Consider the following 26861-nt stretch of genomic DNA (forward strand, 5'->3'; position numbering starts at 1 on the left):
TTTTACCTGGCTTGTCAGGTTTTTTCTGACATGGCGTGCAGGGACGGCGGGCTTTGCCATTGGAGCGGCCTTGCTGCGAGGCGATGCGAAAAAAAACCGGCCACAAGGGCCGGTTTTCTGAGGATCGCCAAAAATAAATCGATGGTTTTTTCAGCCTTTGGCCATGGGGCGTTGCAAATCGCTGCACCACTCGCTCCAACTGCCGGCAAAAAGGGCGGTGGAGCCCAGGCCGGCCACCTCCATGGCCAACAGGTTGGGCAGTGCGGTGACACCGCTGCCGCAGTGGTGCACCACGGTGGCCGGGGTGCGGCCCGCCAGCAGGCCTTCGAAGGCGGTGCGCAACTCGGTGGCTGGCTTGAATCGGCCTTCGGGCGTCAGGTTGTCGGTGAAAGGGCGGTTCAGGGCGCCAGGGATGTGGCCCGCCACCGGGTCCAGAGGCTCGACCTCGCCCCTGAAGCGCGGTGTGGCGCGGGCATCGATCAAGGTCTGGCTGGGGTGCCCCAGGGTCTGCAGGACCTCGCTGGCCGTGACCAGGCGGCGCAGCGGTGCACGCAGCACGAAGTTGCCGGCGGGCAGGGCCGCGGCCGGGCCCGCCTCGACCGCGCCACCTTCGGCCTGCCAGGCGGCCAGTCCGCCATCGAGCACCGCCACCGCACCGTGTCCGGCCCACTGCAGCATCCACCACAGGCGAGCGGCATAGCTGTTGTTGCTGCGGTCGTAGGCCACCACCTGCATGTTCTGGTTCAGGCCGGTGGCGGCCAGCCAGGCGGCAAAGTTCTCGCGTGTGGGCAGGGGGTGGCGTCCGCCTGACGCCTTGGGGCTGTCATCGTGCACGCTGAGATGCCGATCCAGGTCGGCGTGAAGCGCGCCTGGGAGGTGGGCCTGGGCGAATTGGGCCTGGCCGGCCTCGGGTTGAGCCAGATCGAAACTGCAGTCGAACACCATCAGGGGCTGGCCCTGGGTTTGCAACTGTTGGAGTTGGGCGGCGGAAATGAGGGTGGAGTACATGGCTGCTGAGGCGGACCTGGACCTGTAACGCAATGAGGCTGTGATCGTATAGCGAAAAATCCTCTGTCACCGGGCTTCAGGCCGGAGGCCAACTGGGGCGGGGCCTGAAGCTGCGGGTGTTTTCGCTGGGGGGCGGCGCCTGGCTGTTGAGCCAGCTGTCCTGTGCGCTGGGCGGGCCCTCTGTGGTGTCTTCGGCGGCGGGGGCGGCGCGGTCCTGGCTGAGCCAGCTCAGGCGCCAGATCAGCCCCATGGTGACCAGGGCCAGCAGGGCGCTCAGCGCCATGAGCCATTCGCTCCAGGGCGGCAGCACGCTGGGTTCGGCCAAGGGCTTGGTGGTGGCGCCACCGCGCCGTGGCGCCTGGGGCGGTGGGCAGTCAGTGGGTGGGCGTGGTGGCGAGGCCGGGTCTGCCTGGCTTGCCGGGGGGCACCGTGCGGCTGCCGCCAGATCGGCGGCGGTCGTGCGCCCCGGGGCAGAGCTGCGTTTGGGGCTTGCAGAGCGTGCGGCAGCAGGCGTGGCGGTGCCGGGCTGGCCGCAGCCGCGCCATGCCGGCTCGATCTCGGTGGCTTCGGTTTGGGTTTGATCCTGCAGGCGATTGGGGCAGAGGGTGACCTGGCTCAATTGGGTGGGGCGCTCAGGCAGCGGGCCACTCAGTTGGTTGCCCTCGACCTGCAGTCGCTTGAGCAGATGCAGTGCGGACAGATTGGGCAAAGGCCCGGTGAAGAGGTTGTAAGCCAGGTTCAGCTGGCTCAGCTGCGGCAGGTCGAGCACCCGTGGCAGGGGGCCGGACATCTGGTTGTGGTCGAGTGCCAGCAACGACAGCGCTGGCAGATTGCGCAGCGCTGGCAGTGGGCCGGACAGTTGGTTGCCGCTGACGCTGAGGCTGTGGAGCTGGAGCAGGCCCGAGGGGTTGGGCAGCGGCCCCTGGAAATGATTCCAGTCGGCCAGAAAGCTGCTGAGCTGGCTCAGGTGGCTGAGCTCGGGCAGGGGGCCGCCGAACTGATTGAAGCTGAGGTCCAGGGATTGCAGGGCACCGAGCTGGCCAAGCGGGGGCAGCGTGCCGCTGAGCTGGTTGTGGTTGAGGCGCAGGTTCTGCAGTGAAGGCAGGCCCGACAGGTCCGGCAAGGGGCCGGTCAGCAGGTTGTTGCTCAGCACCAGGCTTTGCAGCCTGGGCATGCGCAAAGGGCTGGGCAAGGGGCTGCTGAACTGGTTGAAGCTCAGGTTCAGCTGGGTGAGCGCCGGCAGCTGATTGAGGGGGGGCAGGGGCCCTGTCAGACCGAGGTTGCCGCGCAGGTCCAGAGACTCCAGGGTGTCCAGTGCCGCGAAAGAGCGGGGCAGGGTGCCTTCCAGGCGATTGCCCGGCAGGTGCAGACCGATCACCGACTGCCCATCGGCGGCGCAGCTCACGCCCTGCCAATGTTGCAGGCAGGGGTCGCCTTGCAGCCAGTGGGTGTTCTGGCGCCAGCGTGGCCCCTGGGTGGTCTGGTAGAGATCCATCAGTGCCTGCCTCTGGGGCGGGGGCAGTGCGCCCTGCGCCGCGGTGCAGCCCCACACCAGCAGCCCGTACAACATCGGGCGGCCCAGTTGCTGCGGGTGTCGTTGCAGGCCATCGCGAGCCGATGGCCGCAAGGGTGGCGTTGGCGCGGCGCTGGCTGGCTCAACGTGTTCAGGTTCGGGCGTCAGGTCTGCCAGACCCCTGCGCTGGGGGGGAGTCGGGATCGGCGCGGGGCGCGCCGCAGGGCAGATCTGGGGCCTTGGGTTCATGTCCGAGTGGTGTGCGGCCTGGTGGCCTTCTGGGCATCGGGGGTGAACAAGGTAGCGCCAAAATTCGACTTTTCAGATGTAAGTGACGTAAGTGGTTTGAGTCCCGTGAAAGGAAGGTAGGGATTTGTTGTTGTGCCAGCCTGCGAACAGGTTGGTACGCCGGCCCGGGGTCGCTCAGTGCTCTTCGGCGGGCGCGTTCGGGGCGGCCTTGCCGCGCAGCACCGTGGCCCCGATGCCGCTGCCGACAATGAGTGCCATGCCGGCCCAGGCCACCAGGGGCAGGTGGTCCCCGAACAGCAGCACGCTGTAGATGCCGGCGAACACGATGCCGGAGTACTGCAGGTTGGCCACGACCAGCGTGCCTCGCTGGTTGCGCGCCGTGGCGTAGGCGCGGGTCATGCACAACTGGCCCAGCGAGGCCAGCACGCCGATGGGCAGCAACCACAGGGCCCCCGGAAAGGTCAGTGGCGAGGCCCCGGCCACGCCCATGCCCAGCCCCCCGGCCAGAGCCGAGCCGACGGCGAAATAGAACACGGTGCGGGTTTCGGGCTCGCCGATGCGCGACAGCGCCATGACCTGCATGTAGGCAAACGCGGCACACATGCCCGACAACAAGCCGATCAGGGCGGCAAACATCTGGTCGCCCTGCAGGGAGGGGCGCAGCATCATCACCACGCCGGCAAAACCGGCCAGCACGGTGAGCACGAGCGGGCCTTGCAGCATCGGCCGGGATTCGGTGGCCGAGGGGCGCCAGGCCATCAGCGCGCCACCCACCAGAAAAGCCGCCACCCAGACGCTGCTCATGTAGTTCAGCGTCATGGCCGTGGCCAGGGGCAGGTGCCCGATGGCGTAGAACCAGGCCCCCAGCGAGGTCACCCCGACCAGGCTGCGCCAGGCGTGCATCAGGGGGTAGCGGGTGCGCAGGCTGATGCCGCTGTAGCGGGCCAGGGCCCACATGAAGAAGATGCCCAGCAGGCCCCGGTAGAACACCAGTTCGGCGGCGTTGAACTGACTGGATGCGATCTTGACGCACACCCCCATGGAGGCAAAAAAGAATGCCGCCACCACCATCCACATCGCCTGCATCGGGTTCGCTTTCGAGAGTTGTCCAGGCGCGGGCCCGGCGGGCCTTTGCTCGAAACGCACGATGTTACGAAAAAAAAGCGACCCGTGGGTCGCTTGTGTGTCAATGCATGGGCCTGGGGCGGTGCATCAGTAGTTCGCCCCGTGGGTGCCCATGGTTTTGCGATACCACTCATGGAAGTGCTGCATGCCGTCTTCCATCGGGCTCTGGTAGGGGCCCACCTCGTTGTCGCCGCGGGCCAGCAGGGCGCGGCGGCCCGCGTCCATGCGCTCGCCGATTTCGTCGTCCTCGATGCAGGTTTCCATGTAGGCGGCCTGCTGGGCTTCGACGAAATCACGCTCGAAGGCTGTGATTTCTTCAGGGTAGTAGAACTCGACCATGTTGAGTGTCTTCTGCGGGCTGACGGGGTGCAGGGTGGACACGGTCAGCACATGGGGGTACCACTCGACCATGATGTGCGGATAGTAGGTCAGCCAGATGGCCCCCCGCTCGGGCAGCTTGCCCTCGCGGTACTTGAGCAGGACCTCATGCCAGCGCTGGTACACGCTGGAGCCGGGGCGATTGAAGCCGCCCGACACGCCCACGGTCTGCACCGAGTAGTGCTCTTTGAACTCCCACTGCAGGTCGTCGCAGGTGACGAACTGGCCCAGGCCGGGGTGGAAAGGGCCCACGTGGTAGTCCTCAAGGTAGACCTCGATGAAGGTCTTCCAGTTGTAGTTGCACTCGTGCAGCTCGACGCGATCAAGCGAGAAGCCCGTGAAGTCGAGTTCGGCGCGGGGGCCCATGTGAGCCAGATCGGCCTCGATGTCGCGGCCGTTGTCTTCAAACAGCAGGCCGTTCCACTCGCGCAACTTGTAGTTGTTGAGGTTCAGGCACGGGTCGTGTGCAAAGTGGGGGGCGCCCAGCAGCTCGCCACTGGCCTTGTAAGTCCAGCGGTGCAGGGGGCACACGATGTTGCCGCCGGCACTGCCCGGGGCGGTGTCGTGCAGCGAGCCGCGGTCCTTGAGCATGATGGCCTGGCGGTGGCGGCACACATTGGAGACCAGCTCAATGCCGGTCGGCGTGTGCACGAGCGCACGGCCACCGTTTTCTTGCGGCAAGGCGTGGTAGTCGCCCACATTGGGCACGCTCAGACGGTGCCCCACATAACGGGGCCCGCGCTGGAAGATGATGTCCATCTCGCGCTGGAACAGCGCATCGTCAAAATAGCTTGAAACTGGTAGTTGGCTTGCGGCCTGCTGCAGTTGAAGACTTAAATCAGACATGGGTGACCTGACCTAAAGACTCCCCACAGGGAGGTAAAAGCGCGCCGGGGCATTTGGCCAGGGGCCAGGCCACGGGCTGGAGCGCGGTGGTGGGAACCGGCGTTGCCGGCGAGGGGAACCGCGGATTGTACCCTGGGGGTGCTGGATTCGCCAACGCGGCCCTACCGGTGTACGGCTTTCATGACCCAGCGCAAAAGCGCATCCCCTGGTCGACCCATGGCCGCCATGGGGCCCCATGCACCATCCTGGCTTGCGCCCGCGGTGTTGTCGGGCCAGACACCGCCTAGAATTCAGGGTTTGCCCGTTAATGCTCTCTGACATGCCTCCAGCCTTTCTACAGACGGTCCTGCCTGTGTTGCCCTTGCATTGTTCGTCGGCGTTCGTGGGCGTGCAGCCTGGGCCTGGATGGGGCCAGGGGCAGGTTGGCAATGAATACAAATCGGGGGGGCAGGCATGACTGCTGGGGTATCGACGATGGAATGGGATGTTCGAGCCTGGAGCCAGGGTCATCTGGTGCGGGTTGAACAGGCCCTGAGTGAATGGGTGGGGCAGGATGCGCCGGCCAACCTGGGCGATGCCATGCGCTATGCGGTGCTGGATGGGGGCAAGCGCCTGCGGCCCTTGCTGGTGCTGGCGGCTCAGGAGGCCGTGCAAGGCTTGCCGGCCGCCGGTTTGCGGGCCGCCTGCTCGGTGGAGTTGATCCACGCCTATTCACTGGTGCACGACGACATGCCCTGCATGGACAACGATGTGTTGCGTCGTGGCAAGCCCACCGTGCATGTGCAGTATGGCGAGGCCGGTGCCTTGCTGGCCGGCGATGCCTTGCAGGCGTTGGCCTTTGAGTTGCTCACCCCGGACGATGGCAGTGTGCCCGATGCCATGCAGGCGGTGCTGTGCCGACTGTTGGCCCGAGCGGCGGGCAGCGAGGGCATGGCGGGTGGGCAGGCGATTGACCTGGCCAGCGTGGGCAAGGCCCTGGATGAGGCCAGCCTGCGCCGCATGCATCGTCTCAAGACTGGCGCCCTGTTGCAGGGCAGCGTGCTGATGGGGGCTGCTTGTGGCCCCTGCACGCCGCAGGCCCTGCAGGCCTTGCGTCGCTATGGCGCCGCCATGGGGCTGGCGTTCCAGGTGGTGGATGACATCCTCGATGTGGTGGCCGATTCGGCCACGCTGGGCAAGACGGCCGGCAAGGATGCGGCGCAAGACAAGCCGACCTATGTGTCCTTGCTGGGGCTGGAGCCTTCGCGCGCCTATGCTGGCGAACTGCTGCAAGAGGCGCTGACGGCATTGGCAGACAGCGGTCTGCCCGACACGCAGGCACTGGCGGCGCTGGCCAACATGGTGGTGAACCGTTCCAACTGAATCAACACGAGTTGCCCCATCGGCCCTGGTGATGGACGCCCGGGCAACTCGACCAACGAATAGCAACCCGAGATGCAATCCACGAGCTACCCCCTGCTGCAGAAGGTGAACGATCCTGCCGATCTTCGGCGGCTGACGCGCAGCGAGCTCAAGCAGCTCAGCGACGAACTGCGGGCCTATGTGATCGACAGTGTGTCCAAGACCGGCGGGCACCTCAGCTCCAACCTGGGCACGGTCGAGCTCACGGTGGCTTTGCACGCGGTGTTCAACACCCCGCAAGACCGCCTGGTGTGGGACGTGGGCCACCAGACCTACCCACACAAGATCCTGACCGGGCGGCGCGATCGCATGGGCTCGCTGCGTCAGCTGGGGGGGCTTTCGGGCTTTCCGCAGCGTGCCGAGAGCGAGTACGACACCTTTGGCACGGCGCACTCCTCGACCAGCATCTCTGCCGCCCTGGGCATGGCCATTGCCGCCCGCCAAAAGGGTGAGGACCGGCATGCCGTCGCCATCATCGGTGATGGCGCGATGAGTGCGGGCATGGCCTTCGAGGCTCTGAACAATGCCGGCGTTCAGCACGACTGCAAGCTGCTGGTGATCCTGAACGACAACGACATGTCGATCAGCCCGCCGGTGGGGGCCCTCAACCGCTACCTGGCCCAGCTCATGAGCGGGCAGTTCTACGCCGCCGCCAAAGAGGTGGGCAAGTCGGTGCTCAAGCCGCTGCCCCCTTTGTTTGAACTGGCCAAGCGCCTGGAGGAGCAGGCCAAGGGCATGGTGGTGCCGGCCACCCTGTTCGAGAAGTTCGGCTTCAATTACGTGGGCCCGATCGATGGCCACGACCTCGACTCGCTGATCCCCACACTGGAGAATTTGCGTCACCTGCGAGGCCCGCAGTTCCTGCACGTCGTCACCAAGAAGGGGCAGGGTTACAAACTGGCCGAGGCCGACCCGGTGGCCTACCACGGCCCGGGCAAGTTCGACCCTGCCGTGGGCCTGCAAAAGCCCAGTACGCCGGCCAAGACCACCTTCACCCAGGTCTTCGGTCAGTGGCTGTGCGACATGGCCGCAGCCGATACCCGCCTGGTGGGTATCACGCCGGCCATGCGCGAGGGCTCGGGCATGGTCGAGTTCGAGAAGCGCTTTCCGGGGCGCTACCACGATGTGGGCATCGCCGAACAGCACGCCGTCACCTTCGCGGCGGGCCTGGCGTGTGAGGGCCTGAAGCCCGTGGTGGCAATCTACTCGACCTTCTTGCAGCGGGCGTATGACCAGTTGATCCACGACGTGGCGCTGCAGAACCTGCCCGTGGTGTTTGCACTCGACCGCGCGGGCCTGGTGGGGGCCGATGGCGCCACCCACGCCGGGGCCTACGACATTCCTTTCCTGCGCTGCGTTCCCCAGGTCAGTGTGGCCTGCCCGGCCGATGAGGCCGAGTGCCGCCAGTTGCTGACCACCGCCTATGAGCAGAACCACCCGGTGGCGGTGCGCTACCCGCGTGGTGCTGGCGTGGGCACCGTGCCGGCCACGGATCTGCAGCCGCTGCCTTTTGGCAAGGGTGAGCTGCGCCGTCAGGGACAGCGCATCGCCATCCTGGCCTTCGGCACCTTGCTCTACCCCGCACTGGAAGCGGCCGAAGCACTGGATGCGACCGTGGTCAACATGCGTTGGGCCAAGCCCCTGGACACCGAGTTGCTGCTGACGGTGGCACGCGGCCATGACGCGCTGGTGACGGTGGAAGAGGGAGCCATCATGGGCGGCGCCGGTTCGGCCGTCCTGGAGGCCTTGCAGGCAGCCGGTCTGGTGCGGCCGGTGCTGCAGTTGGGCCTGCGCGACGAGTTCATCGAGCATGGCGACCCGGCCAAGCTGCTCGGCCTGCAGGGGCTGGATGCCGCGGGCATTCGACAGGCCATTGAACAGCGTTATGTGCTGCAAGCCGATCAGAACTGATCGGGTGGAGGCCTGGGTGGCGGCGAGGTGTCGCACAAATCCTTGCAGAACCCTGAAGCCTTGCGCAGGCAGCGCCTGATCGCAGGGTAAACCCGTGCCGGGCGCGCGCGGGCGCTTTCTACAATCCAGATTCCTCATTGCAGGCCCGCCTGTCGCGCGCGGCACTGGCCTGCGGGTTTTTCACACAGTTCGGAGTCAAAACCACATGGATCGTCGTTCAATCCTTAAAAACGCAGGCATCGCAGGCGTTCTGGCCGCTGGTGCCGCCCCCGCCGTGCATGCCCAGGCCGCCGTGCGCTGGCGCCTGGCCTCCAGCTTCCCCAAGTCGCTGGACACGATCTATGGCGCGGCCGAAGTGTTCGCCAAGAAAGTCAAGGAACTGTCGAGCGGCAAGTTCGAGATCTCGGTCCATGCCGGTGGCGAACTGATGCCCCCGTTGGGCGTGGTCGACGGCGTGCAGCAGGGTTCGGTCGAAATGTGCCACACCGTGCCGTACTACTACTTCGGCAAGAACGAAGCCTTCGCCATCGGCGCAGCCATCCCCTTCGGCATGAACTCGCGTCAGATGACCTCGTGGATGATGCACGGCAATGGTCGCAAGCTCATGAACGAGTTCTACGCCAAGTTCAACATCGTGAGCTTTGCCGGCGGTAACACGGGTGCCCAGATGGGGGGCTGGTTCCGCAAGGAGATCAAGACCCCGGCCGACATCAAAGGCCTGAAGTTCCGCATCGGCGGCTTTGCTGGCCGCGTGATCGAACGCATGGGGGGCGTGCCCCAGAACATCCCGGGCGGTGAGATCTATCAAGCGCTCGAAAAAGGCACCATCGACGCCGCCGAGTGGGTGGGTCCTTACGATGACCAGAAGCTGGGCTTCAACAAGGTTGCGCCCTACTACTACTACCCCGGCTGGTGGGAAGGCGGCCCCGAGGTCGACTTCTTCATCAACAACAAGGCTCTGGACACGCTGTCGGCTGAAAACAAGGCCATCATCGAAGCCGCTTCGGCCTATGCCCACGTCGACATGCAGGCCAAGTACGACGCCCTGAACCCCACCGCCCTGAAGCAACTGGTGGGCGCCAAGACCAAGGTCGTGTCTTTCCCCAAGGAAGTGCTGCAGGCTTCGTTCGATGCCTCGATGACCATCTACGCCGAACTCGAAGCCAAGAACCCCGACTGGAAGAAGATCTACTCCGACTACCGTGCTTTCCAGAAGGACCAGATCCTCTGGTTCCGCTTTGCCGAAGCCCGTTTCGACAGCTTCATGCAGACCGCCAAGCTGTGATTCAGCGGTGCCGGCATGACCGGCATCGAGGCGCCAGGCGCCACGTCAAAAACGCACCTACGGGTGCGTTTTTTTTCGTCACATGCGGCGAAACTCGGCCAGCTCACGCAACAGGCGCTCGAACTCGGCGCGCAGCGCGGGTGAGGCCGCGTAGAACACCGCAAATTTGCCGCCCAAGGTGCGCACATAGAGTCGGGGGGCGATCAGCCATTCCAGCCCGCGCACCCGGATCAGCTTGCCATAGGCCAGATCGGCCAGGGGCATCACCTTGTCGCCCACCCAGCGCTGGCGCAGCTCGGTGCGGTCGAGCCGGGTGCGGCTGACCACGATGAACCAGGCCGTGCAACTGATCATGGCCTGGGCGGCCAGAAACCACAGACCCGCAGAGCGGGCGTGCAGCACGGGCTGGTCCTGCCACCACAGCTGGGCCAGCCACCCCCCGCAGCCCACGGTGACCAGCAGGGCCAGCGCCTTGACCAGGCGCGGGAAGGCTGGTCCTTCAACCGATCCCCCCAGGGGCTCGAAAACAAAGGGCGGGGGCCCCATGCGAGGCAGCTCGAACGGCGCTTCTGCTTCGGGCTGAGGGTGGGGTGAAGGCGTCGGGTTGCTCATGCTTCGGTCCAAGAAAAAGCCCCTGACGGGCAGGGGCTGTAGGGAAGAGGGCAGCGGGCTGCCGTGCTGACTTGTTTACCTGCTCACTTGCTGTCGGCCGGCTTGTCGGTCGAGGGTTTGAACAGCTCCTCGAGTTTCTTCTGCTCGGCGTCTGCGTCTTCTGCCGAAGGATCGTCGGCCTCAGGCGGCGGTGCGTCGATCTGCACCTTGTTGACGTCGATCACGGCTTCCTTGGGGATGAACATGGTCACGGTTTGCGGCACGAAGATCACCACGGCCACCAGAATCAGCTGCATCAGCACCCAGGGGATGGAGCCCATGTAGATGTCGGCCGACTTGATGGGCGCCTTGATGCGGCCTTCCTTGAACAGCGTGTCGGCAATGCCGCGCAGGTAGAACAGCGCGAAGCCGAAGGGGGGGTGCATGAAGCTGGTCTGCATGTTCACGCACAGCAGCACGCCGAACCACACCAGGTCGATGCCCAGCTTGTCGGCCACCGGGCCCAGCATGGGCAGGATGATGAAGGCGATCTCGAAGAAGTCGAGGAAGAAGGCCAGGAAGAAGATGAACACGTTCACGGCAATCAGGAAGCCGGTCTGGCCGCCTGGCAGGCCGCTGAGCATGTGCTCGACCCACTTGGCACCGTCCACACCCTGGAACACCATCGAGAAGACGCGTGCGCCAATCAGGATGAAGACCACCATGGCGGTCAGGCGCATGGTGCCCTGCATGGCTTCCCAGATCAGGCCGCGGCTCAGGCGCTTGTGCATGGCGGCCAGCACCATGGCCCCCACCACGCCCATGGCGCCAGCTTCGGTCGGGGTGGCAATGGCGGTGTCGATGCCCGGCAGGCCGCCCATCGATCCCAGCACGGCAAAGATCAGCACGGCCGAGGGGATGATGCCGCGCAGGCACTTGGCCCAGAGCGCCCAGCCCACCAGGGTGCGCGCCGACTTGGGCACGCCCGGAATGTGCGAGGGCTTGATCACGCCCAGCGCAAAGGTGTAGCCGGCAAAGATCAGCACCTGCAGGATCGACGGGCCCCAGGCCCCCTTGTACATGTCGCCCACCGAGCGGCCCAACTGGTCGGCCATGACGATCAGCACCAGCGACGGCGGCACCAGCTGCGTGATGGTGCCCGAGGCGGCCAGCACGCCGGTGGCGTATCGCATGTTGTAGCCGTAGCGGATCATCACCGGCAGCGAGATCAGTGCCATGGCGATCACCTGGCCGGCCACGGTGCCGGTGATGGCGCCGAGGATGAAGCCCACAATGATCACCGAGTAGCCCAGCCCGCCCTTGACGGGGCCGAACAGCTGGCCCATCGAGTCCAGCATGTCTTCGGCCAGGCCACACTTTTCGAGCAAGGCGCCCATGAAGGTGAAGAACGGAATGGCCAGCAAGAGGTCGTTCGACAGGATGCCGAACATGTTGAGGGGCAGGTTCGACAGGTAGCTGGCCGGGAACCAGCCTTGACTGATGGCGAAGAAGCCTGAGGCCAGGCCCAGGGCCGCCAGCGAGAATGCGACCGGGAACCCGATCAGCATCACCAGTACCAGCCCCCCGAACATGAAGGGCGCGAAATTTTCCATCTGCATTTTGAAGAGTCCTGAAATCCGGTGGTTGAAGGTGAAGGTGTCAGCGCTGGGCTGGCATCACTGCACCGGCTTTTCGTAGCGGGTATCGAGCTCAAGGTGGCCAGTCAGGTAGGCCACACGCTTGATCACCTCAGACACACCCTGCAGGAACATCAGGCCGAAACCTGTGGGCAGCAGCAGCATGGCGGGCCAGCGGATCAGTCCCCCGGCATTGCCCGACATCTCGCCCGTCAGGTACATCTTCATGAACAGGGGCCAGCTCAGGTAGGCCAGCAGGCCCATCACCGGCAGCAGGAACACCACCAGGCCCAGCAGGTCGACCACCACCGGGCCCTTGCCGCGCAGCTTGCCGTACAGGATGTCGACGCGCACGTGCTCGTTGAACTTGAGCACGGCGGGCGCACCCAGCATCACGGTGGCAGCGAACAGGTACCACTGGATCTCGAGCCAGCCGTTCGAGCTGATGTCAAAACCATAGCGGATGAAGGCATTGCCGGCCGAGATGAGGGCAGCGAACAGGACGGTCCAGGCGGCCACATGCGACATGCGCACGCTGATCCAGTCCACCAGCGCAGAGAGTTTGAGTAAGATTGACACGCTGTGTCTCCAGTGATTTTTTTGAGTTGCATACCCCAGCACCCGGTTGGGCGAGTGCTTCAGGTCTGCAACCTTGGCGGGTGGGCAATGGTAGCGCCAGCTCACTGAAAAAACCCTGACTACCTGAGGCCGGGTTTCCCCCAGGCATCCTCGGGGCCGGCCGTTGTCAGTGCCCGCCCCCCACTTCGCCCCGACCGCCGTCTGGGGCCCGCTGCAAGGAGTATTTTTGTCACCTGATCTCATTCACCTGATGGCCGCGGCCGTGTTTGCCATTGCGCTGGTCCATACCTTTGCAGCCAGTGCCATCGAGCACCTGGCCCAGCGCCATCCGCGTCACGCCGGCTTGCTGCACCTGCTGGGCGAGGTCGAGGTGGTGTTCGGCTTCTGGGCCTTCGTGCTGTTGGGCATGATGGCCTTGGTGCAGGGCACGGCCAGCGCCGTGGCCTATGCCGAGTCGCGCCAGTACACCGAGCCGCTGTTTGTGTTTGTGGTCATGGTGGTGGCGGCCTCGCGCCCGGTGCTGGTGGCGGTGTCGTCCGTGCTGCAGGCCCTCAGCGGCCTGTTGCCGCTGCGCCGCCCGGTGGCCCAGGCCTGGCTGGTGCTGGCCGGAGTGCCCCTGCTGGGCTCCCTGATCACCGAGCCTGCGGCCATGACCATTGCGGCGCTCACGTTGGCGGGCACGGTGTTCCGCCCTGAGGTGCCGGTGCGCCACAAGTATGCGGCGCTCGGGGTGTTGTTCGTCAACGTGTCCATTGGCGGCACCCTCACCTCCTATGCCGCACCCCCGGTGTTGATGGTGGCGAGCGCCTGGCAGTGGGACTCGGCCTTCATGCTGACGCACTTCGGCTGGAAGGCCGCCGTGGCCGTGGTGTTCAATGCCACGGTGCTGGTGGGCTTCATCCGTGGCTCCCTGCAGGAGCCCGAGAGCCCCCGCCAAACGCACGAAATGCGCGACACGCGCGAGCCGAATGGGGCCGTGCCCTGGGTGGTGACGGCGGTGCACCTGGGTTTTCTGGCCGCAGTGGTGCTGATGGCCCACCATCCGGTGATCTTCATGGGGCTGTTCATGATGTTTCTGGGCTACACCCAGGCCTACAGCCGCTTTCAGGCCCCCCTGATCATCAAGGAGGGCTTGCTGGTGGGCTTTTTCCTGGCCGGGCTGGTGGTGTTGGGCGGTTTGCAGCAATGGTGGTTGCAGCCCCTGGTCTCGGGCCTCTCACCCACGGCACTGTTTGTGGGGGCGACGGCCTTGACCGCCATCACCGACAACGCGGCACTCACCTACCTGGGTTCTCTGATCGAAGGCATTTCTGACGGCGCCAAATACATGCTGGTGGCCGGGGCCGTCACGGGCGGCGGCCTCACCGTGATCGCCAATGCCCCCAATCCGGCCGGTGTGGCCCTGTTGCGCAACGGTTTCCCGGATGGTGCGATCAGTGCCGGTGGCCTGTTGCTGGGGGCGCTGGCGCCCACGGTCGTGGCCGCACTGGCCTTCTTCTTTCTTTGAGCCCCTGGCCTGACCCGCCGCTCCGGCCATGCCCCATCCCGCACTGAACCCCTCGGCCGCGATCGATTCGCCCCAGCTCTGGTCGGCCGGCCCCTCTCTGCTGTCGCTGGCCTTGATGGATGCCCGCAATCACACGCTGGCCCTGCTGGCGCGCTTTGAAGAGGCCGAGGACAGCGGGCATTGGCGCTGGCAGCCTGGGCCCGGCGTGGAGCCGCCGTTGTGGCTGGCCGGCCATGCCGGCTGGTTTGCCGAGTACTGGGTGGGGCGCAACACCCGGCGCGCCTTGGGGTTGAACTGCCCGCCCGACGCCTTGCGGCTGCCTTCTTCAGACCCGGCAGCCGACCGCCTGTGGGACCCACGCTGGCGCAGTGCTGCGCAGCGAGCCGCCGAGGCCTTGCCCCAGCGTGCGGCGGTGCGATCGTGGTTGCTCGACACGTTGGAGTCCACTCTGGATCTGCTGGACCGGTTGCCTGAAGACGATGCTTCGCTGTATTTCTTCCGATTGGCTCTGTTCCATGAGGATCTGCTCGGCGAGCGCATGATCCGGCTGGCCCAGGCCCAGGGCGTGCCGCTGGACCTGCCCGAGCCCGCAGTGCTGGCGGCACGCGACCCCTTGCTGATCCCGGCCACCCGCTGGGCCTTGCCGCACCGCAGTGGTGGCTTCCACCCCGAGGGCGAGCCTGGCCAGCTCAGCGTGGCCGTTCCTGAGTTCGAGATCGATGCCCAGGCGGTGAGCTGGGCCCAATACATCGAGTTTGTCGACGATGGTGGCTATGACCAGGCCGAACACTGGCTGCCCGAAGGTTGGGTCTGGTTGCAGGCGCAGGTGGGCCGCACCGCGCCGCGCCACGTGGAGCACATGGGGGCGGCTCGCCCGGGCAGCAGCGGCGGTGTGCTGCAGAACCGTTTTGGTCGCCGCGTGCGCTTGGCCGGGGCCCACCCGGTGGTGCATGTGAGTTGGTGGGAGGCCGATGCCTGGTGCCGCTGGGCCGGTCGGCGCCTGCCTGATGAAGTGGAATGGGATCTGGCCGCCCACACCGCAGCCCGCCGTGGCTGGCGCTGGGGTGAGGTTCATGAATGGACCGCCAGCCGCCTGCGCCCCTGGCCCGGGGCTCAGCCCGGCCCGTGGCGTGACTACGCCTGGCCGCTGATGGAGCAGGCCCGGGTGCAGCGCGGGCATTCGCTGGCCAGCCGGGCGCGCCTGCGCGATCCGGGCTGGCGCTGGTTTGGCCAGCCGCACGAAGACGATGCCTTCGTGGGTTTCCGTTCCTGCGCGATCTGAGCTGGGTTGTTCGGGCTTGGCTTCAGGCCAGGCGCACCGCCGGCGGGCGTTCGGCCACGGTCTCGGGCTGGGCGGCTTCGCCTGGACGCAGCCGGATGACGGTCTGGGCCAACTGGGCCACGTCCTGCGGGTCGTGGGTGACCAGCAACACCGGGATGCGGATCTGTTCCAGCAAGCTCTGCAATTCGTCGCGCAGGCGCAGGCGCAACTCGGTGTCCAGGGCCGACAGCGGCTCGTCCAACAGCAGCAGGCGCGGCTGGGCCGCCAGTGCACGGGCCAGTGCCACGCGCTGGCGTTGGCCACCGGACAGGTGCCGCGGCCAGGCGGGGGCCAGTTCCTCCAATTGAAAGCGGGCCAGCATCTCATTCACCCGATCGTCGGCCTGCGGGCTGCGGGGCTGACCGGGTCGGCGCACGCCGAAGGCCACGTTCTGGCGCACGGTCATGTGTGGAAACAGCGCGTAATCCTGGAACACATAGCCCACGCCACGTTCCCGAGCACTCAGGTGCAGCCCCTGCTGGCTGTCCTGCAACGTCAGGTCTTGGACGCGCACATGGCCCGGTGCGTCAATCAGGCCCGCCACGGCCTGCAGCGTCATGGACTTGCCCACCCCCGACGGGCCCAGCAAGGCCGTGCGCAGGCTGGTCGATTCAAAGGCCACCTGGAGCGCGAAATGCCGCCCCGGGGCATGGGCCTCAAGTTGCAGCTGGATGTCCAGCACGGGCGGCGTCGGGGGGCGGGGTTGAGCGTGCGGCATGGTGGGCAGGGGTGGGGTCAGTGTCGCGCCTGAAGCAGCCGGCCGGAGCCCACCAGCACCAACACGCAGACGGCGGAGATGAGGCCGGTCAGCCACAGGGCCTGGGCATCATTGCCGGCCTGCACGGCGTCGTAGACCGCGATCGACAGGGTTTGGGTCTTGCCCGGCAGGTTGCCCGCGATCATCAGCGTGGCGCCAAACTCGCCCATGGCCCGGGCAAAGGTGAGCATCAGGCCGGCGGTGATGCCGCGCAGCGCCATGGGCAGGCTGATGCGCCAGAACACCTCCAGCTCGCCCGCCCCCAGGGTGCGCGCTGCCTGGGCCAGGCGGGGGTCGGTTTCTTCGAAGGCGGCGCGGGCGCCCTTGTAAATCAGGGGCAGCGACACCACCGCAGCGGCGAGCACGGCCCCCTGCCAGGTGAACATCAGGTTGATGCCCAGCCATTGGTCCAGGTAGCGCCCCAGCAGCCCGTTGCGCCCGATCAGCACGATCAGGTAGTAGCCCAGCACGGTGGGGGGAAGCACCATGGGCAGCATCAGCAAGGCATCCAGCAGGGCGTGGCCGACAAAGCGGCGCCGCGCCATCCACCAGGCCAGGCCCACGCCCAGCACGCCGCTGGCCACGGTGGCCAGGCAGGCCACCTTCAGGGTCAGCCACAGCGGGATCAGGGTCGATTCAGGCATGAAGCGGGCGCAGGATACGGTTGAGGGGGTGGTTCGCTATTCCGCACTTGAATAGCGCAATTGGCTTGAGTTTAGCGCCAGCCGTGCCAGCCCGCCGGAATGGTTAAAGTTCAGGGCATGGTCAGCGCCCTCAGCCCGGAAACACCGATGCCTCAGATTTTCGCCCCCGCTCCCGTCCTGCACTGGTCGGAGGCGCTGGGCCACAGCCCCAGTGACAAACGCCTGGAGATCCTGCGCGGCATCGCGGCAGGCGGCAGCATCTCGCAGGCCGCGCGCGATGCGGGTGTGAGCTACAAGGCCGCCTGGCAGGCGATCGACACCTTGAGCAACCTGGCCGGTGCCGAGCTGGTGCAGCGGGCGGTGGGGGGGGCGGGCGGCGGTGGGGCCGTGATCACCCCGCAGGGCGCCTGGTTGCTGCGCGTGGCAGACGCCCTGGCGGTGGCACGTCAGCAGGTGCTGGCTGAGCTGGCCGGCGCTGGCGCGGCAGCGGGCATGGGCAGTACGGGCACCCAGTCCCCCGCGCTGGGCTTGCGCACCAGCATGCGCAACCAATGGCCGGCCACCGTGACGGCACTGCGGCGCCAGGGCGCCGTGGTGCTGGCACAGCTCAGCCTGGCCGGGCCGGATCGGCTGCAGGCCTCGCTGACCCGCGAGAGCGCCGAGTTGCTGGGCCTGCGCCAGGGGCTGCCGGTGCTGGCCTTGTGCAAGGCCACGGCGGTGCGCATCCTGCCCCTGGGGCCGGATGAAAGCGAGGGCGAGGACCGCCTCGATGCCGTGTCGAGCGTGACGGGCCGGGTGGCCCGCACCACGCGCGCAGGCGAGCTGCAGGAGGTGGTGCTGACCTCGGAGGGCGGGCTGCAATGGGTGGGTTTGACGACCCAGGGCGGGACGCTCAGGCGCGGTGCCCTGGCCCGGGCCGTGGTTGAACCCGCTGCCGTGGTGCTGGGTTCTGTCGATTGAGGGGGCGGCGAACCCGTCAATCGCCGGTCGGGCGTGCTTTCTGTCCCAGTTTGCGGTAGACGGTGGCCCGGCTGATGCCCAGGCGCTGGGCTGCTTCGGCCACATTGCCGCGGGCTTCTTCCACCGCCTGCCGGATCAGCGCGGTTTCCAGGTCGCGCAAGGGCCTGGCGGCCGCAGTGCCGCCCTCCTGCCGTGCAGCCGCCGTTGCCTGGGGCGTCGCGCCGCGCAAGCGGGCCAGCGCCTGCAGCCGCAGGCCAGACCACAGCGGCACATCCAGCGGCGGTGCCTGGCGCCGGGCGTGGTCGACCAGCATGCCCCATGGCACGGCGAACAGATCGTCGGCCTGAAGGCGGGCGCCAGGCCGCAGCAGCGGGCGGGGCAGCATCTGGCGGCCCGCAGGGTTGCAGGCCAGCACCGCACCCTCGGTGTCCAGGCACAACAGGCCTTCGGCATCGGCTGCCGGGCCTTCGGGCATGGGGGCCCCGGGCCAGTTCAGGCGCAGCATGATGTGCCAGGGGCTCTGCAGCACCAGTGCGTTTTCGATGTGCCGTGCCGCCCGCGTCACCAGGTGGCGCAGCTCGGGGCGTTCCGGCACCTCTACCCCGGTCAGGTCCAGCATGCCCACGCAATGGCCTTCGGGGCCGATCAAGGGGGCGCCAGCGCAGCTGTAAATCGCGTGCTGCTCAAAGAAATGCTCCCCCTGGTGCAGCCACACCGGTTGCAGCTCCGTGAGTGCCGCGCCGATGGCCGTGGTGCCCACATGGCGCTCGGAAAGGTCCACCCCCACGCGGGCAATCGTGGTGGCGGCCTCTTGTTGGGGGTCGATGGGGCCGTGCACGTCCACCACCACCCCCTGGGCATTGGTCAGCAGGCTGAAATAGCGGGTGCCTGCAATGGCGCGCGAGAGCTGGGCCAACACCGGGCGTGCCGCGTTGATCAGGTCGCGGTTACCCTCGGTCAGTTGGCGTTGCGTGCTGGCGCTGACCGGGCCGAACTCGACGCTTTGGTGGGGCCGCAGGCCGTCGGCCAGGCAACGTTGCCAGGAGCGAGTGATCCAGGGCTCGATCGGGGTGTGGCCGAGGCTCGGTGACCCGCCCAGGCCGCCATTCAGCCAGGCCTGCCGGGCCTGCCGGATCAAGGCCTGTCGGTCATGAGCGGGCGGGGATGCTCGCAAGGAGGGTGTGTCAGTCGCTGGCATGGGCCTGGGGCGGTGGCTGGATGACTGGGGTGGGCAGGCTCGTTGAGGGGCACCGGGACTGCCCGGGCACTGGGCGCGAACGGTGTCCTGAAGACGTCAAACGGTCATGTTTGTCGCAAATTGAGAATATCCGAGTCATGCCGTCTGGATCCTAGGGTTTTGCCTAGCCAACGAGGACCGGGGCCGCGAAAAGATGCCAGCTGTTCCAAGCCTCTACTTTTCAAGGAGATGGTCCATGCAGGTTGAACTCAAGGTGAATGGCCGTGTGGCCCGGGCGGATGTGGCGCCCAATACCCTGTTGGTGCAGTTGCTGCGCGAGCAACTCACCCTCACGGGCACCCATGTCGGGTGCGATACCAGCCAGTGCGGTGCCTGCACCGTGTTGCTGGACGGCCGGGCCGTCAAATCGTGCACCGTGCTGGCCGCCCAGGCCCAGGGAGCCGAGGTCACGACCATCGAGGGTCTGGCCCAGCCCGATGGCACGCTGCACCCGATGCAGGCCGCCTTCAAGGAGTGCCATGGCCTGCAGTGCGGCTTCTGCACTCCGGGCATGGTGATGAGCGCGGTCGATCTGTGCCGGCACCACCCGAAAGCCGGCGAGGGCGAGATCCGTGAGCTGCTGGAAGGCAATCTCTGCCGCTGCACCGGCTACCAGAACATCGTCAAGGCCGTGGTGCAAGGCCGGGACGCCATGGCCGCAGGCGGCTGAGCCCCTGGCGAGCTCGTTCAGCGCATCAACCCTCGGCCCGCGCCAGATGGCGATGGGCGCTTCGATTCCCGAACATCAGGAGACAAAGACATGGGTGCCTCAGATTTTGCCAACCTTCCGCACATCGGTGCCGCCGTGCGCCGCAAGGAAGACTACCGTTTTCTGACCGGGGCCGGCCAGTACACCGACGATGTGGTGCTGGCGGCCCAGGCCAACGCGGTGTTCGTGCGATCGCCTCATGCGCATGCCCGCATCAATGCCATCGACATCGCGGCCGCCCAGGCCGCGCCGGGTGTGCTGGGGGTGTTCACCGGGGCGGATGTCGCAGCCGCCGGCATCAACGGCCTGCCATGTGGTTGGCTGATCACCAGCACTGACGGTCAGCCCATGAAAGAGCCACCGCACCCCATCCTCGCGCAGGGCAAGGTGCGTTACGTGGGTGACCATGTGGCCATGGTGGTGGCCGAGACCTTGCAGCAGGCGCGCGATGCAGCCGAGCTGGTGAACGTCGATTACGAGGTACTGGACGCGGTGGTGCAGGTGGCTGACGCCGCCAAGGGCCCGGCGCTGCACGACAACGCGCCGGACAACCACTGCTTCAAGTGGGCCATTGGTGACAAGGCCGCGGTGGACGCCGCCTTCACCGGCGCGGCCCACGTGACCCGGCTGGACCTGGTGAACAACCGCCTGGTACCCAACGCCCTGGAGCCGCGCGCTGCCATCGGTTCGTACAGTCGAGCCAATGATGAGTACACCCTGTACGTGTCCAACCAGAACCCACACGTCGAGCGCCTGCTGATGACCGCGTTTGTCATGGGGTTGCCCGAGCACAAAGTGCGGGTGATTGCCCCGGACGTGGGGGGCGGCTTCGGCTCCAAGATCTACCTGTATGCCGAAGACGTGTGCCTGACCTGGGCCTCCAAGAAGCTCAATCGCAACATCAAATGGGTGGCTGACCGCAGCGAGGCCTTTTTGTCGGATGCCCACGGTCGCGACCATGTGAGCCACGCCGAGATGGCCATGGATGCCCAGGGCCGCTTTCTGGCCATGCGTGTCCACACCGATGCCAACCTGGGCGCCTACCTGAGCACTTTTGCCAGCGCCGTGCCCACCATCCTCTACGCCACCTTGCTGGCGGGGCAGTACACCACGCCGCAGGTCCATGTCGAGGTGGACGCCTGGTTCACCAACACCGCGCCGGTCGATGCCTACCGGGGTGCCGGGCGCCCCGAGGCCACCTACCTCCTGGAGCGTCTGGTCACGCGCTGCGCCTGGGAGATGGGCCTGAGCCAGGCCGAGATCCGGCGTCGCAACTTCATCACCAGCTTCCCCTACCAGACCCCGGTGGCGCTGCAGTACGACATCGGCGACTACCCGGCCTGCCTGGATCAGGCTGAGCAACTGGCCGATGCCGCCGGCTTCGAGGCCCGCAAGTCGGCCAGCGCCGCCAAGGGGCTGCTGCGCGGCATCGGCTACAGCAGCTACATCGAAGCCTGCGGCATTGCGCCGTCGAACATCGCCGGTGCGCTGGGGGCCCGGGCTGGCCTGTTTGAATGCGGCGAAGTGCGGGTGCACCCGACCGGCAGCGTCACGGTGTTCACCGGATCGCACAGCCATGGTCAGGGCCACGAGACCACCTTTGCCCAGGTGGTGGCCGCCCGCCTCGGGCTCACTCCGGATCAGGTCGACGTGGTGCACGGCGACACCGGTCGCGTGCCCTTCGGCATGGGCACCTATGGCTCGCGATCGATTTCGGTCGGTGGCGCGGCCATCATGAAGGCGCTGGACAAGATCGAGACCAAGGCCAAGAAGATCGCAGCCCACCTGCTGGAAGCCAGCGATGTCGACATCGACTTTGCGAACGGCGAATTCACGGTGCGTGGCACCGACAAAAAGGTGACCTTTGGACAGGTGGCGTTGACCGCCTATGTGCCGCACAACTACCCGCTCGACAAGCTGGAACCCGGGCTCAACGAAACCGCCTTCTACGACCCGACCAACTTCACCTTCCCGGCCGGCACCTACATCTGCGAAGTCGAGGTCGACCCGGCCACCGGCACCGTGCGGGTGGACCGTTTTGCCGCGGTGGATGACTTTGGCACCATCATCAACCCGATGATCGTCGAGGGGCAGGTCCATGGGGGGCTGGTGCAGGGCATCGGCCAGGCGCTGATCGAGAACTGTGTCTACGACCGCGAGACGGGCCAACTGCTCACGGGCAGTTTCATGGACTACGCCATGCCGCGCGCCGATGATTTCCCGGAGTTCAAGCTGGGCCACGTCTGCACGCCTTGCACGCACAACCCGCTGGGCACCAAGGGCTGCGGTGAGGCCGGGGCCATTGGCTCGCCACCCGCCGTGATGAACGCCGTGCTCGACGCGCTCAAGCCCCTGGGGGTCCAGGATCTGGACATGCCCGCCTCGCCCGCCCGGGTCTGGTCGGCCATCCAGGCTGCCCGGGCTTGAGCCCCATTCCGGCACCCCGAATCCCCGAACAAGGAGAATCGCACCATGTACGCCTTCACTTTTGAAGCCCCCGCCACCGTGGCGGAAGCCGCAGGTCTGGCCCAGGCCGGCGGCAAGCTGCTGGCGGGTGGCCAGAGCCTGCTGCCCTCGATGAAGCTGCGCCTGTCCGCCCCTGAACAGGTGGTCGACCTCAACCGCATTCCTTCGCTGGCCGGCATTCGGCGCGAAGGCCAGTCCATTGTGATCGGCGCCATGGCGCGCCATGCTGATGTGGCCGCGAACGCCGAGTTGCAGGCGGCCATTCCGGCACTGGCCGATCTGGCAGCCCACATCGGGGACCGCCAGGTGCGGGCCCGGGGCACCCTGGGGGGCTCGGTGGCCAACAACGACCCGGCGGCCTGCTACCCCAGCGCCTTGTTGGCCCTGGGCGCCACGGTGATCACCGACCGTCGCGAGATCGCTGCCGATGACTTCTTTCTGGGCATGTACACCACGGCCCTGGAGGACGGCGAGATCATCACGGCGGTGCGTTTTCCCATTCCGCAGCGCGCGGCCTACATGAAGTTCAAGCAGGCTGCGTCGCGCTTCTCGCTGGTTGGGGTGTTCGTGGCACAGACCCCTGCCGGCGTGCGGGTGGCGGTGACCGGGGCCGCCAGCGCGGTGTTCCGTCATGCCGGTCTGGAGGCGGCGCTCAGCCAAAGCTTCACACCCGAAGCCGCTGCACGGGTGAGCATCGATGCGGCCGATCTCAACAGCGACATCCACGCCAGTGCGGTCTACCGCGCCAACCTGATCAGTGTGCAGACTCAGCGTGCCGTGGCCCGGGCCCTGGCTGGCTGAATCCCGACGCAAGGAGACCCCCTCTGGTGCTCGCATCCATCGACGCGCTTCAACAGGCCCTGGCGGGGGTCGGATACCTGGCCGACCGGCGCCTGGCCACGGCCGTCTTTCTGGCCCTGAAGCTGCAGCGCCCGCTGCTGCTGGAGGGCGAGCCCGGGGTGGGCAAGACCGAACTGGCCAAGGCCTTGTCCCAGGTGCTGCAGCGACAGTTGATCCGCCTGCAGTGCTACGACGGCCTGGAGCAGCGCGAAGCCCTTTATGAATGGAACTATGCGGCCCAGTTGCTGCACCTGCGGGTGGCCGAGGGGCGCTCCCAGGGCCTGGGGGAGGGGGACGATGCTGAGCGAGAGGTCTACCAGGGCCGCTACCTGATCCGGCGCCCGCTGTTGCAGGCGCTGCAAGCCCCGGCCCCCGGGGCCGTGTTGCTGATTGACGAAGTGGATCGGGCCGACGAACCCTTCGAGGCTTTTTTGCTCGAGTACCTGGGCGAGTACCAGGTCAGCATCCCCGAACTGGGGACCATCAGCGCGGCGTGCAAGCCTGTCACCCTGCTCACCAGCAACCGCACGCGCGACCTCAACGATGCGGTCAAGCGCCGCTGCCTGTACCACTGGCTGGACTACCCTGATCGCGAGCGCGAACTGGCCATCGTGCGGGCCCAGGTGCCCCTGGCCAGCGCGGCCTTGGCTGAGCAGGTGGCCAGCTTTGTGGCCAGGTTGCGCAGCACCCCTTTTGCCAATGCCTTTCAGCGTGCGCCAGGCATTGCGGAGAGCGTTGAATGGGCCAAGGCCCTGGTGGCCCTGGACACGCTGGCGATCGACCCCGAACTGGCCTCGGACACCGCCGGCATCCTGTTCAAGCAGCGCGAAGACGTGGCCGCCCTGACCCATGAACTGGCCACCCAATTGCTCAAACCCGACGAGGTCTGAGGAGGCTGGCCATGAATCCCCGCTTGGGCGATGCGCGCAGCGGCAAGCTGGCCGACAACATCACGGGCTTCGGGCGTACCTTGCGCCGGGCCGGTGTGCCGCTGGATGCCTCGCGCATGGCACTGGCCTTGCAGGCCGCGCAATGGGTTGACCTGGGCCGTCGCGACGACCTGTGTGCGGCGCTGGAGACGGTGCTGGTGAGCCGCGAGGCTGACCGTGCCGTGTTCCGCGAGCTATTCGACGCTTATTTCCGCGACCCTGACATGGCCCGTCAATTGCTGGCCCAGATGTTGCCCACGGCCCAGGGGCGTGCCGAGCCCTCGCGCCGGCGTCCGCGCGTGAACGAAGCCTTGTCACCCCCGAAGGCGGCCGGTCAGGCCGGCCCTCCCAAAGCCCCTGACGACAAGATTGAACTTGATGCCGCCATGACGGCCAGTGAGGCCGAGCGTTTGCGCCGAGCCGACTTCAACGGCCTGTCGGCGTCTGAATACCAGTTGGTGGAGCGCCTGGCGCGACGCATCGCGCTGCCCATGCCGGTGTTCGAGTCGCGCCGCACCCGGGCTGGCGCGGGCGGCGCGCGCATCCATTGGCCCGGTGTGATGCAACAGGCCGCCCGCACCGGTGGTGAGTTGTTGCACCTGCCGCGCCTGCGTCGGCGTGTGCAGCCGCTGCCTTTGCTGGTGCTGGTGGATGTGTCGGGTTCGATGGAGCGGTACGCACGGCTGCTGCTGGCCTTTTTGCATGCCGCTACCGCCGGCCTGCCACGGCGTGACGTGTTCGCGTTTGGCACCGGCCTGACCGATCTCACGCCGGCTTTCCGTCTGGCCGACACCGACGCCATGCTGGCCCAGGCCAGTGCCCGCATCAGCGACTTTGCCGGCGGCACCCGGCTGGGTGATTCTCTGGCCCAGTTGCGGCAGCGTCATGCGCGGCGTCTGCTGGGGCGGCGCACCCTGGTGTTGCTGATCAGCGATGGGCTCGACACGGGCGAGCCGGCCGCACTGGGGCGCGAGCTGGCCTGGCTGCGTCGCCACACGGGCCGCCTGCTGTGGCTCAACCCCCTGCTGCGCTTCGAGGGCTACGCCCCGCTGGCGCGTGGGGCCATCGAGCTGCATGCCCAGGCACACGGCATGCTGGCGGTCCACAATCTGAGCCGGCTGGAGGATCTGGCCGGCAGCATCGCGGCGGTGCTGCGGCGTTGAGCCGCGGCAGGCAGCCCCTTTTCCGACTCCAAGAAAACCGAGGAACCGATCATGGACATGCAAGGAAGCCGGCCACTGGCCATCACCCAGCAGCAGGCCTGGGATGCGCTCAACGACCCGGAGGTGCTCAAGCTGTGCATTCCCGGTTGCGACAAGGTCGAGCCCACTGGCGAGAATCAGTACGCCGTCGGCATGGCCGTCAAGATCGGCCCGGTGTCGGCCAAGTTCAGCGGCAAGATCACGCTCAGCGACATTGTCCCGCCGCAAAGCTACACCATCGGGTTCGACGGGCAGGGCGGTGTGGCGGGCTTTGGCAAGGGCAAGGCCCAGGTCAGTTTGCAGCCCAACGAAGGGGGCTGCGAGCTGAGCTACACCGTCAACGCCCAGGTGGGAGGCAAGATTGCCCAGTTGGGCCAGCGCCTCATCGATGGGGCGGCCAAGGGCATGGCTGAAGATTTCTTCAAGCGTTTTGATGACGAAATGCAACGCCGTCACCCGGCGCCTGCCTTGGCCGCGGCCGAGGTGTCTGCCCAGCCCGCACCGAGCGAGGCGGCACCCGCTGCACCCGTGGCTGGCAGCCCGGGCGTGCCGGTCTGGGCCTGGTGGGTGGGAGCGGTGGTGCTGGCTGCCCTGGTGCTCTGGCTGCGTTGAGTTCGTCTGGAAGGCGGGCGGGCACATGAGCCCCCCCGGAAAGTGAGATCGAGATGGAAAACCTGGATGTGATGGTGCTGCGCAAGCTGCGCGAATGGCGGCTGCAGGGCTTGCGGGCCATGCTGGTCACCGTGGTGCGGACGTGGGGGTCTTCGCCACGGCCCGTGGGCTCCATCATGGCCTTGAGCGAGCAGGGGCAGGTGGTCGGGTCGGTGTCGGGCGGTTGCATCGAGGACGACCTCATCGACCGCCACACCCGGGCTTACGCCCAGAGCCCGTTGCCTGAGGCGGTGAACCGCCATGAACACACGATTCCCAGTGGCCCGCCGGCCTTTGTGAAGTACGGCATCAGCGCCGATGAGGCCCATCGCTTTGGCCTGCCTTGCGGTGGCACGCTGGAGCTGATGCTCGAATTCGACCCCGATGCAGCCAGCCTGGGCCAGCTGATCGAGGCCCTGGAGCGGGGCCAGTTGATGCAGCGCCGGGTGCGTCTGGTCGACGGCATGGTGAGCCTGCTGGCGGCCGACGCCCCGGCCGAATTGACCGTGGCCGAGGGGCTGCTGAGCAACACCTTCGGCCCCGAGTACCGCATGCTGCTGATCGGTGCCGGTCAACTGACCGAATACCTGGCCACCATGGCCTTGTTCAGCGGCTTTGCCGTCACGGTGTGCGATCCGCGTGAAGAGTACCGAAGCACCTGGCGGGTACCGGGCGCGCGGGTGGTGAGCGACATGCCTGATGACGTGGTGCGTGCCTTCCAGCCCGACCGGCGCAGCTGCGTGGTGGCCCTCACGCATGACCCCAAGCTCGATGACCTGGCCTTGCTGGAGGCCCTGGACAGCGAGGCCTTTTACGTGGGGGGCATCGGCTCACGCCGCAACAATGAGGCCCGGCGCGCCCGCATGATTGAGCATTTTGACCAGACTGAGGCCGGCCTGGCGCGTCTGCGCGGGCCGATCGGGATCTACATCGGCAGCAAGACCCCGCCCGAGATCGCGGTCAGCGTGATGGCCGAGATCCTGGCCGTGAAAAATGGGGTCGCCTTGCCGCGCGACATGGCGGTGGCCGAAGCCAAGAACGAGCGGGAAAAACCCCACAACGACCCGGGGGCCGAGGTGTGCGGCCTGCCGCGCCGGGCGGCCTGAGCGGGGCCG

At 66.8% G+C, this 26861-nt stretch carries 23 protein-coding genes; 13 read left to right on the forward strand and 10 right to left on the reverse strand.

Annotation, left to right across the window (positions count from 1 at the left end; all coding sequences use genetic code 11):
• Positions 1-150: 150 nt before the first annotated feature.
• From AC3WUT_RS15795 to AC3WUT_RS15810, 4 genes are all read right to left on the reverse strand, one after another.
• A complete protein-coding gene (locus AC3WUT_RS15795; RefSeq protein WP_492348027.1) occupies positions 151-1008 on the reverse strand; it encodes a sulfurtransferase in 858 nt (285 codons plus the stop codon).
• 76 nt (positions 1009-1084) lie between these two features.
• On the reverse strand, positions 1085-2770 hold the full coding sequence (locus AC3WUT_RS15800) for a leucine-rich repeat domain-containing protein (protein ID WP_492348028.1): 1686 nt from the start codon (positions 2768-2770) through the stop codon (positions 1085-1087).
• A 174-nt stretch (positions 2771-2944) separates the two neighbouring features.
• Positions 2945-3856, reverse strand: coding sequence for a DMT family transporter (locus AC3WUT_RS15805; protein WP_492348029.1), 912 nt, complete (start codon positions 3854-3856; stop codon positions 2945-2947).
• 126 nt (positions 3857-3982) lie between these two features.
• Positions 3983-5119, reverse strand: a complete 1137-nt coding sequence (locus AC3WUT_RS15810; protein ID WP_492348030.1) for an aromatic ring-hydroxylating oxygenase subunit alpha — start codon at positions 5117-5119, stop codon at positions 3983-3985.
• Between the two features lie 453 nt (positions 5120-5572).
• Between AC3WUT_RS15810 and AC3WUT_RS15815 the strand changes: the two genes are divergently transcribed.
• From AC3WUT_RS15815 to AC3WUT_RS15825, 3 genes are all read left to right on the forward strand, one after another.
• The gene (locus AC3WUT_RS15815) at positions 5573-6481 is read left to right on the forward strand and encodes a polyprenyl synthetase family protein (RefSeq protein WP_492348031.1); all 909 of its coding nucleotides are present in this window, start codon (positions 5573-5575) and stop codon (positions 6479-6481) included.
• Between the two features lie 72 nt (positions 6482-6553).
• Complete coding sequence (dxs, locus tag AC3WUT_RS15820) at positions 6554-8431, forward strand: 1-deoxy-D-xylulose-5-phosphate synthase (RefSeq protein WP_492348032.1); 1878 nt, start codon at positions 6554-6556, stop codon at positions 8429-8431.
• 205 nt (positions 8432-8636) lie between these two features.
• Positions 8637-9716, forward strand: coding sequence for a TRAP transporter substrate-binding protein (locus AC3WUT_RS15825; RefSeq protein WP_492348033.1), 1080 nt, complete (start codon positions 8637-8639; stop codon positions 9714-9716).
• 78 nt (positions 9717-9794) lie between these two features.
• On the opposite strand, the gene AC3WUT_RS15830 is transcribed toward AC3WUT_RS15825, so the two are convergent.
• The 3 genes from AC3WUT_RS15830 to AC3WUT_RS15840 form a co-directional block, all read right to left on the reverse strand.
• A complete protein-coding gene (locus AC3WUT_RS15830) occupies positions 9795-10328 on the reverse strand; it encodes a hypothetical protein (protein WP_492348034.1) in 534 nt (177 codons plus the stop codon).
• An 83-nt stretch (positions 10329-10411) separates the two neighbouring features.
• Complete coding sequence (locus tag AC3WUT_RS15835) at positions 10412-11926, reverse strand: TRAP transporter large permease (RefSeq protein WP_492348035.1); 1515 nt, start codon at positions 11924-11926, stop codon at positions 10412-10414.
• A gap of 57 nt (positions 11927-11983) precedes the next feature.
• Complete coding sequence (locus tag AC3WUT_RS15840; protein WP_492348036.1) at positions 11984-12523, reverse strand: TRAP transporter small permease subunit; 540 nt, start codon at positions 12521-12523, stop codon at positions 11984-11986.
• A gap of 250 nt (positions 12524-12773) precedes the next feature.
• Here AC3WUT_RS15840 and AC3WUT_RS15845 point away from each other — a divergent pair, with 250 nt between their 5' ends.
• Together AC3WUT_RS15845 and AC3WUT_RS15850 are read left to right on the forward strand one after the other, a co-directional pair.
• The gene (locus AC3WUT_RS15845; RefSeq protein WP_492348127.1) at positions 12774-14030 is read left to right on the forward strand and encodes a putative Na+/H+ antiporter; all 1257 of its coding nucleotides are present in this window, start codon (positions 12774-12776) and stop codon (positions 14028-14030) included.
• A 28-nt stretch (positions 14031-14058) separates the two neighbouring features.
• Positions 14059-15312: an SUMF1/EgtB/PvdO family nonheme iron enzyme gene (locus tag AC3WUT_RS15850; protein WP_492348037.1), complete on the forward strand. Its 1254-nt coding sequence runs from the start codon at positions 14059-14061 to the stop codon at positions 15310-15312.
• 22 nt (positions 15313-15334) lie between these two features.
• Here the strand turns inward: AC3WUT_RS15850 and AC3WUT_RS15855 are convergent, their stop codons facing one another.
• A complete protein-coding gene (locus tag AC3WUT_RS15855) occupies positions 15335-16069 on the reverse strand; it encodes an ATP-binding cassette domain-containing protein (protein ID WP_492348038.1) in 735 nt (244 codons plus the stop codon).
• A 17-nt stretch (positions 16070-16086) separates the two neighbouring features.
• Complete coding sequence (modB, locus tag AC3WUT_RS15860; RefSeq protein WP_492348039.1) at positions 16087-16752, reverse strand: molybdate ABC transporter permease subunit; 666 nt, start codon at positions 16750-16752, stop codon at positions 16087-16089.
• A 147-nt stretch (positions 16753-16899) separates the two neighbouring features.
• Here modB and AC3WUT_RS15865 point away from each other — a divergent pair, with 147 nt between their 5' ends.
• Entirely contained in the window at positions 16900-17712 is an 813-nt protein-coding gene (locus AC3WUT_RS15865; RefSeq protein ID WP_492348040.1) for a TOBE domain-containing protein, read from the forward strand.
• 16 nt (positions 17713-17728) lie between these two features.
• Here the strand turns inward: AC3WUT_RS15865 and AC3WUT_RS15870 are convergent, their stop codons facing one another.
• Positions 17729-18910, reverse strand: coding sequence for a helix-turn-helix domain-containing protein (locus tag AC3WUT_RS15870; RefSeq protein ID WP_492348041.1), 1182 nt, complete (start codon positions 18908-18910; stop codon positions 17729-17731).
• Between the two features lie 235 nt (positions 18911-19145).
• Here AC3WUT_RS15870 and AC3WUT_RS15875 point away from each other — a divergent pair, with 235 nt between their 5' ends.
• From AC3WUT_RS15875 to AC3WUT_RS15905, 7 genes are all read left to right on the forward strand, one after another.
• Positions 19146-19619: a (2Fe-2S)-binding protein gene (locus AC3WUT_RS15875; protein WP_492348042.1), complete on the forward strand. Its 474-nt coding sequence runs from the start codon at positions 19146-19148 to the stop codon at positions 19617-19619.
• Positions 19620-19709: 90 nt separating this feature from the next.
• The gene (locus AC3WUT_RS15880) at positions 19710-22085 is read left to right on the forward strand and encodes a xanthine dehydrogenase family protein molybdopterin-binding subunit (RefSeq protein ID WP_492348043.1); all 2376 of its coding nucleotides are present in this window, start codon (positions 19710-19712) and stop codon (positions 22083-22085) included.
• A 45-nt stretch (positions 22086-22130) separates the two neighbouring features.
• The gene (locus AC3WUT_RS15885; protein WP_492348044.1) at positions 22131-22925 is read left to right on the forward strand and encodes an FAD binding domain-containing protein; all 795 of its coding nucleotides are present in this window, start codon (positions 22131-22133) and stop codon (positions 22923-22925) included.
• Between the two features lie 26 nt (positions 22926-22951).
• The gene (locus AC3WUT_RS15890; protein WP_492348045.1) at positions 22952-23854 is read left to right on the forward strand and encodes an AAA family ATPase; all 903 of its coding nucleotides are present in this window, start codon (positions 22952-22954) and stop codon (positions 23852-23854) included.
• 11 nt (positions 23855-23865) lie between these two features.
• Positions 23866-25056, forward strand: coding sequence for a vWA domain-containing protein (locus AC3WUT_RS15895; RefSeq protein WP_492348046.1), 1191 nt, complete (start codon positions 23866-23868; stop codon positions 25054-25056).
• Positions 25057-25107: 51 nt separating this feature from the next.
• A complete protein-coding gene (locus AC3WUT_RS15900) occupies positions 25108-25707 on the forward strand; it encodes an SRPBCC family protein (RefSeq protein ID WP_492348047.1) in 600 nt (199 codons plus the stop codon).
• A 53-nt stretch (positions 25708-25760) separates the two neighbouring features.
• Positions 25761-26852 (forward strand): XdhC family protein, encoded by a 1092-nt coding sequence (locus AC3WUT_RS15905; RefSeq protein ID WP_492348048.1) that lies wholly within the window; start codon positions 25761-25763, stop codon positions 26850-26852.
• The last annotated feature ends 9 nt before the right edge of the window (positions 26853-26861 follow it).

The sequence above is a fragment of the Curvibacter sp. EU05-FHT14A10 genome (genome assembly GCF_058791075.1).

Coding starts and splice junctions, on each gene's coding strand:
- AC3WUT_RS15795 (WP_492348027.1), bottom strand. CDS start 1,008: ATGTACTCCACCCTCATTTCCGCCGCCCAACTCCAACAGTTGCAAACC.
- AC3WUT_RS15800 (WP_492348028.1), bottom strand. CDS start 2,770: ATGAACCCAAGGCCCCAGATCTGCCCTGCGGCGCGCCCCGCGCCGATC.
- AC3WUT_RS15805 (WP_492348029.1), bottom strand. CDS start 3,856: ATGCAGGCGATGTGGATGGTGGTGGCGGCATTCTTTTTTGCCTCCATG.
- AC3WUT_RS15810 (WP_492348030.1), bottom strand. CDS start 5,119: ATGTCTGATTTAAGTCTTCAACTGCAGCAGGCCGCAAGCCAACTACCA.
- AC3WUT_RS15815 (WP_492348031.1), top strand. CDS start 5,573: ATGACTGCTGGGGTATCGACGATGGAATGGGATGTTCGAGCCTGGAGC.
- dxs (WP_492348032.1), top strand. CDS start 6,554: ATGCAATCCACGAGCTACCCCCTGCTGCAGAAGGTGAACGATCCTGCC.
- AC3WUT_RS15825 (WP_492348033.1), top strand. CDS start 8,637: ATGGATCGTCGTTCAATCCTTAAAAACGCAGGCATCGCAGGCGTTCTG.
- AC3WUT_RS15830 (WP_492348034.1), bottom strand. CDS start 10,328: ATGAGCAACCCGACGCCTTCACCCCACCCTCAGCCCGAAGCAGAAGCG.
- AC3WUT_RS15835 (WP_492348035.1), bottom strand. CDS start 11,926: ATGCAGATGGAAAATTTCGCGCCCTTCATGTTCGGGGGGCTGGTACTG.
- AC3WUT_RS15845 (WP_492348127.1), top strand. CDS start 12,774: ATGGCCGCGGCCGTGTTTGCCATTGCGCTGGTCCATACCTTTGCAGCC.
- AC3WUT_RS15850 (WP_492348037.1), top strand. CDS start 14,059: ATGCCCCATCCCGCACTGAACCCCTCGGCCGCGATCGATTCGCCCCAG.
- AC3WUT_RS15855 (WP_492348038.1), bottom strand. CDS start 16,069: ATGCCGCACGCTCAACCCCGCCCCCCGACGCCGCCCGTGCTGGACATC.
- modB (WP_492348039.1), bottom strand. CDS start 16,752: ATGCCTGAATCGACCCTGATCCCGCTGTGGCTGACCCTGAAGGTGGCC.
- AC3WUT_RS15865 (WP_492348040.1), top strand. CDS start 16,900: ATGCCTCAGATTTTCGCCCCCGCTCCCGTCCTGCACTGGTCGGAGGCG.
- AC3WUT_RS15870 (WP_492348041.1), bottom strand. CDS start 18,910: ATGCCAGCGACTGACACACCCTCCTTGCGAGCATCCCCGCCCGCTCAT.
- AC3WUT_RS15875 (WP_492348042.1), top strand. CDS start 19,146: ATGCAGGTTGAACTCAAGGTGAATGGCCGTGTGGCCCGGGCGGATGTG.
- AC3WUT_RS15880 (WP_492348043.1), top strand. CDS start 19,710: ATGGGTGCCTCAGATTTTGCCAACCTTCCGCACATCGGTGCCGCCGTG.
- AC3WUT_RS15885 (WP_492348044.1), top strand. CDS start 22,131: ATGTACGCCTTCACTTTTGAAGCCCCCGCCACCGTGGCGGAAGCCGCA.
- AC3WUT_RS15895 (WP_492348046.1), top strand. CDS start 23,866: ATGAATCCCCGCTTGGGCGATGCGCGCAGCGGCAAGCTGGCCGACAAC.
- AC3WUT_RS15900 (WP_492348047.1), top strand. CDS start 25,108: ATGGACATGCAAGGAAGCCGGCCACTGGCCATCACCCAGCAGCAGGCC.
- AC3WUT_RS15905 (WP_492348048.1), top strand. CDS start 25,761: ATGGAAAACCTGGATGTGATGGTGCTGCGCAAGCTGCGCGAATGGCGG.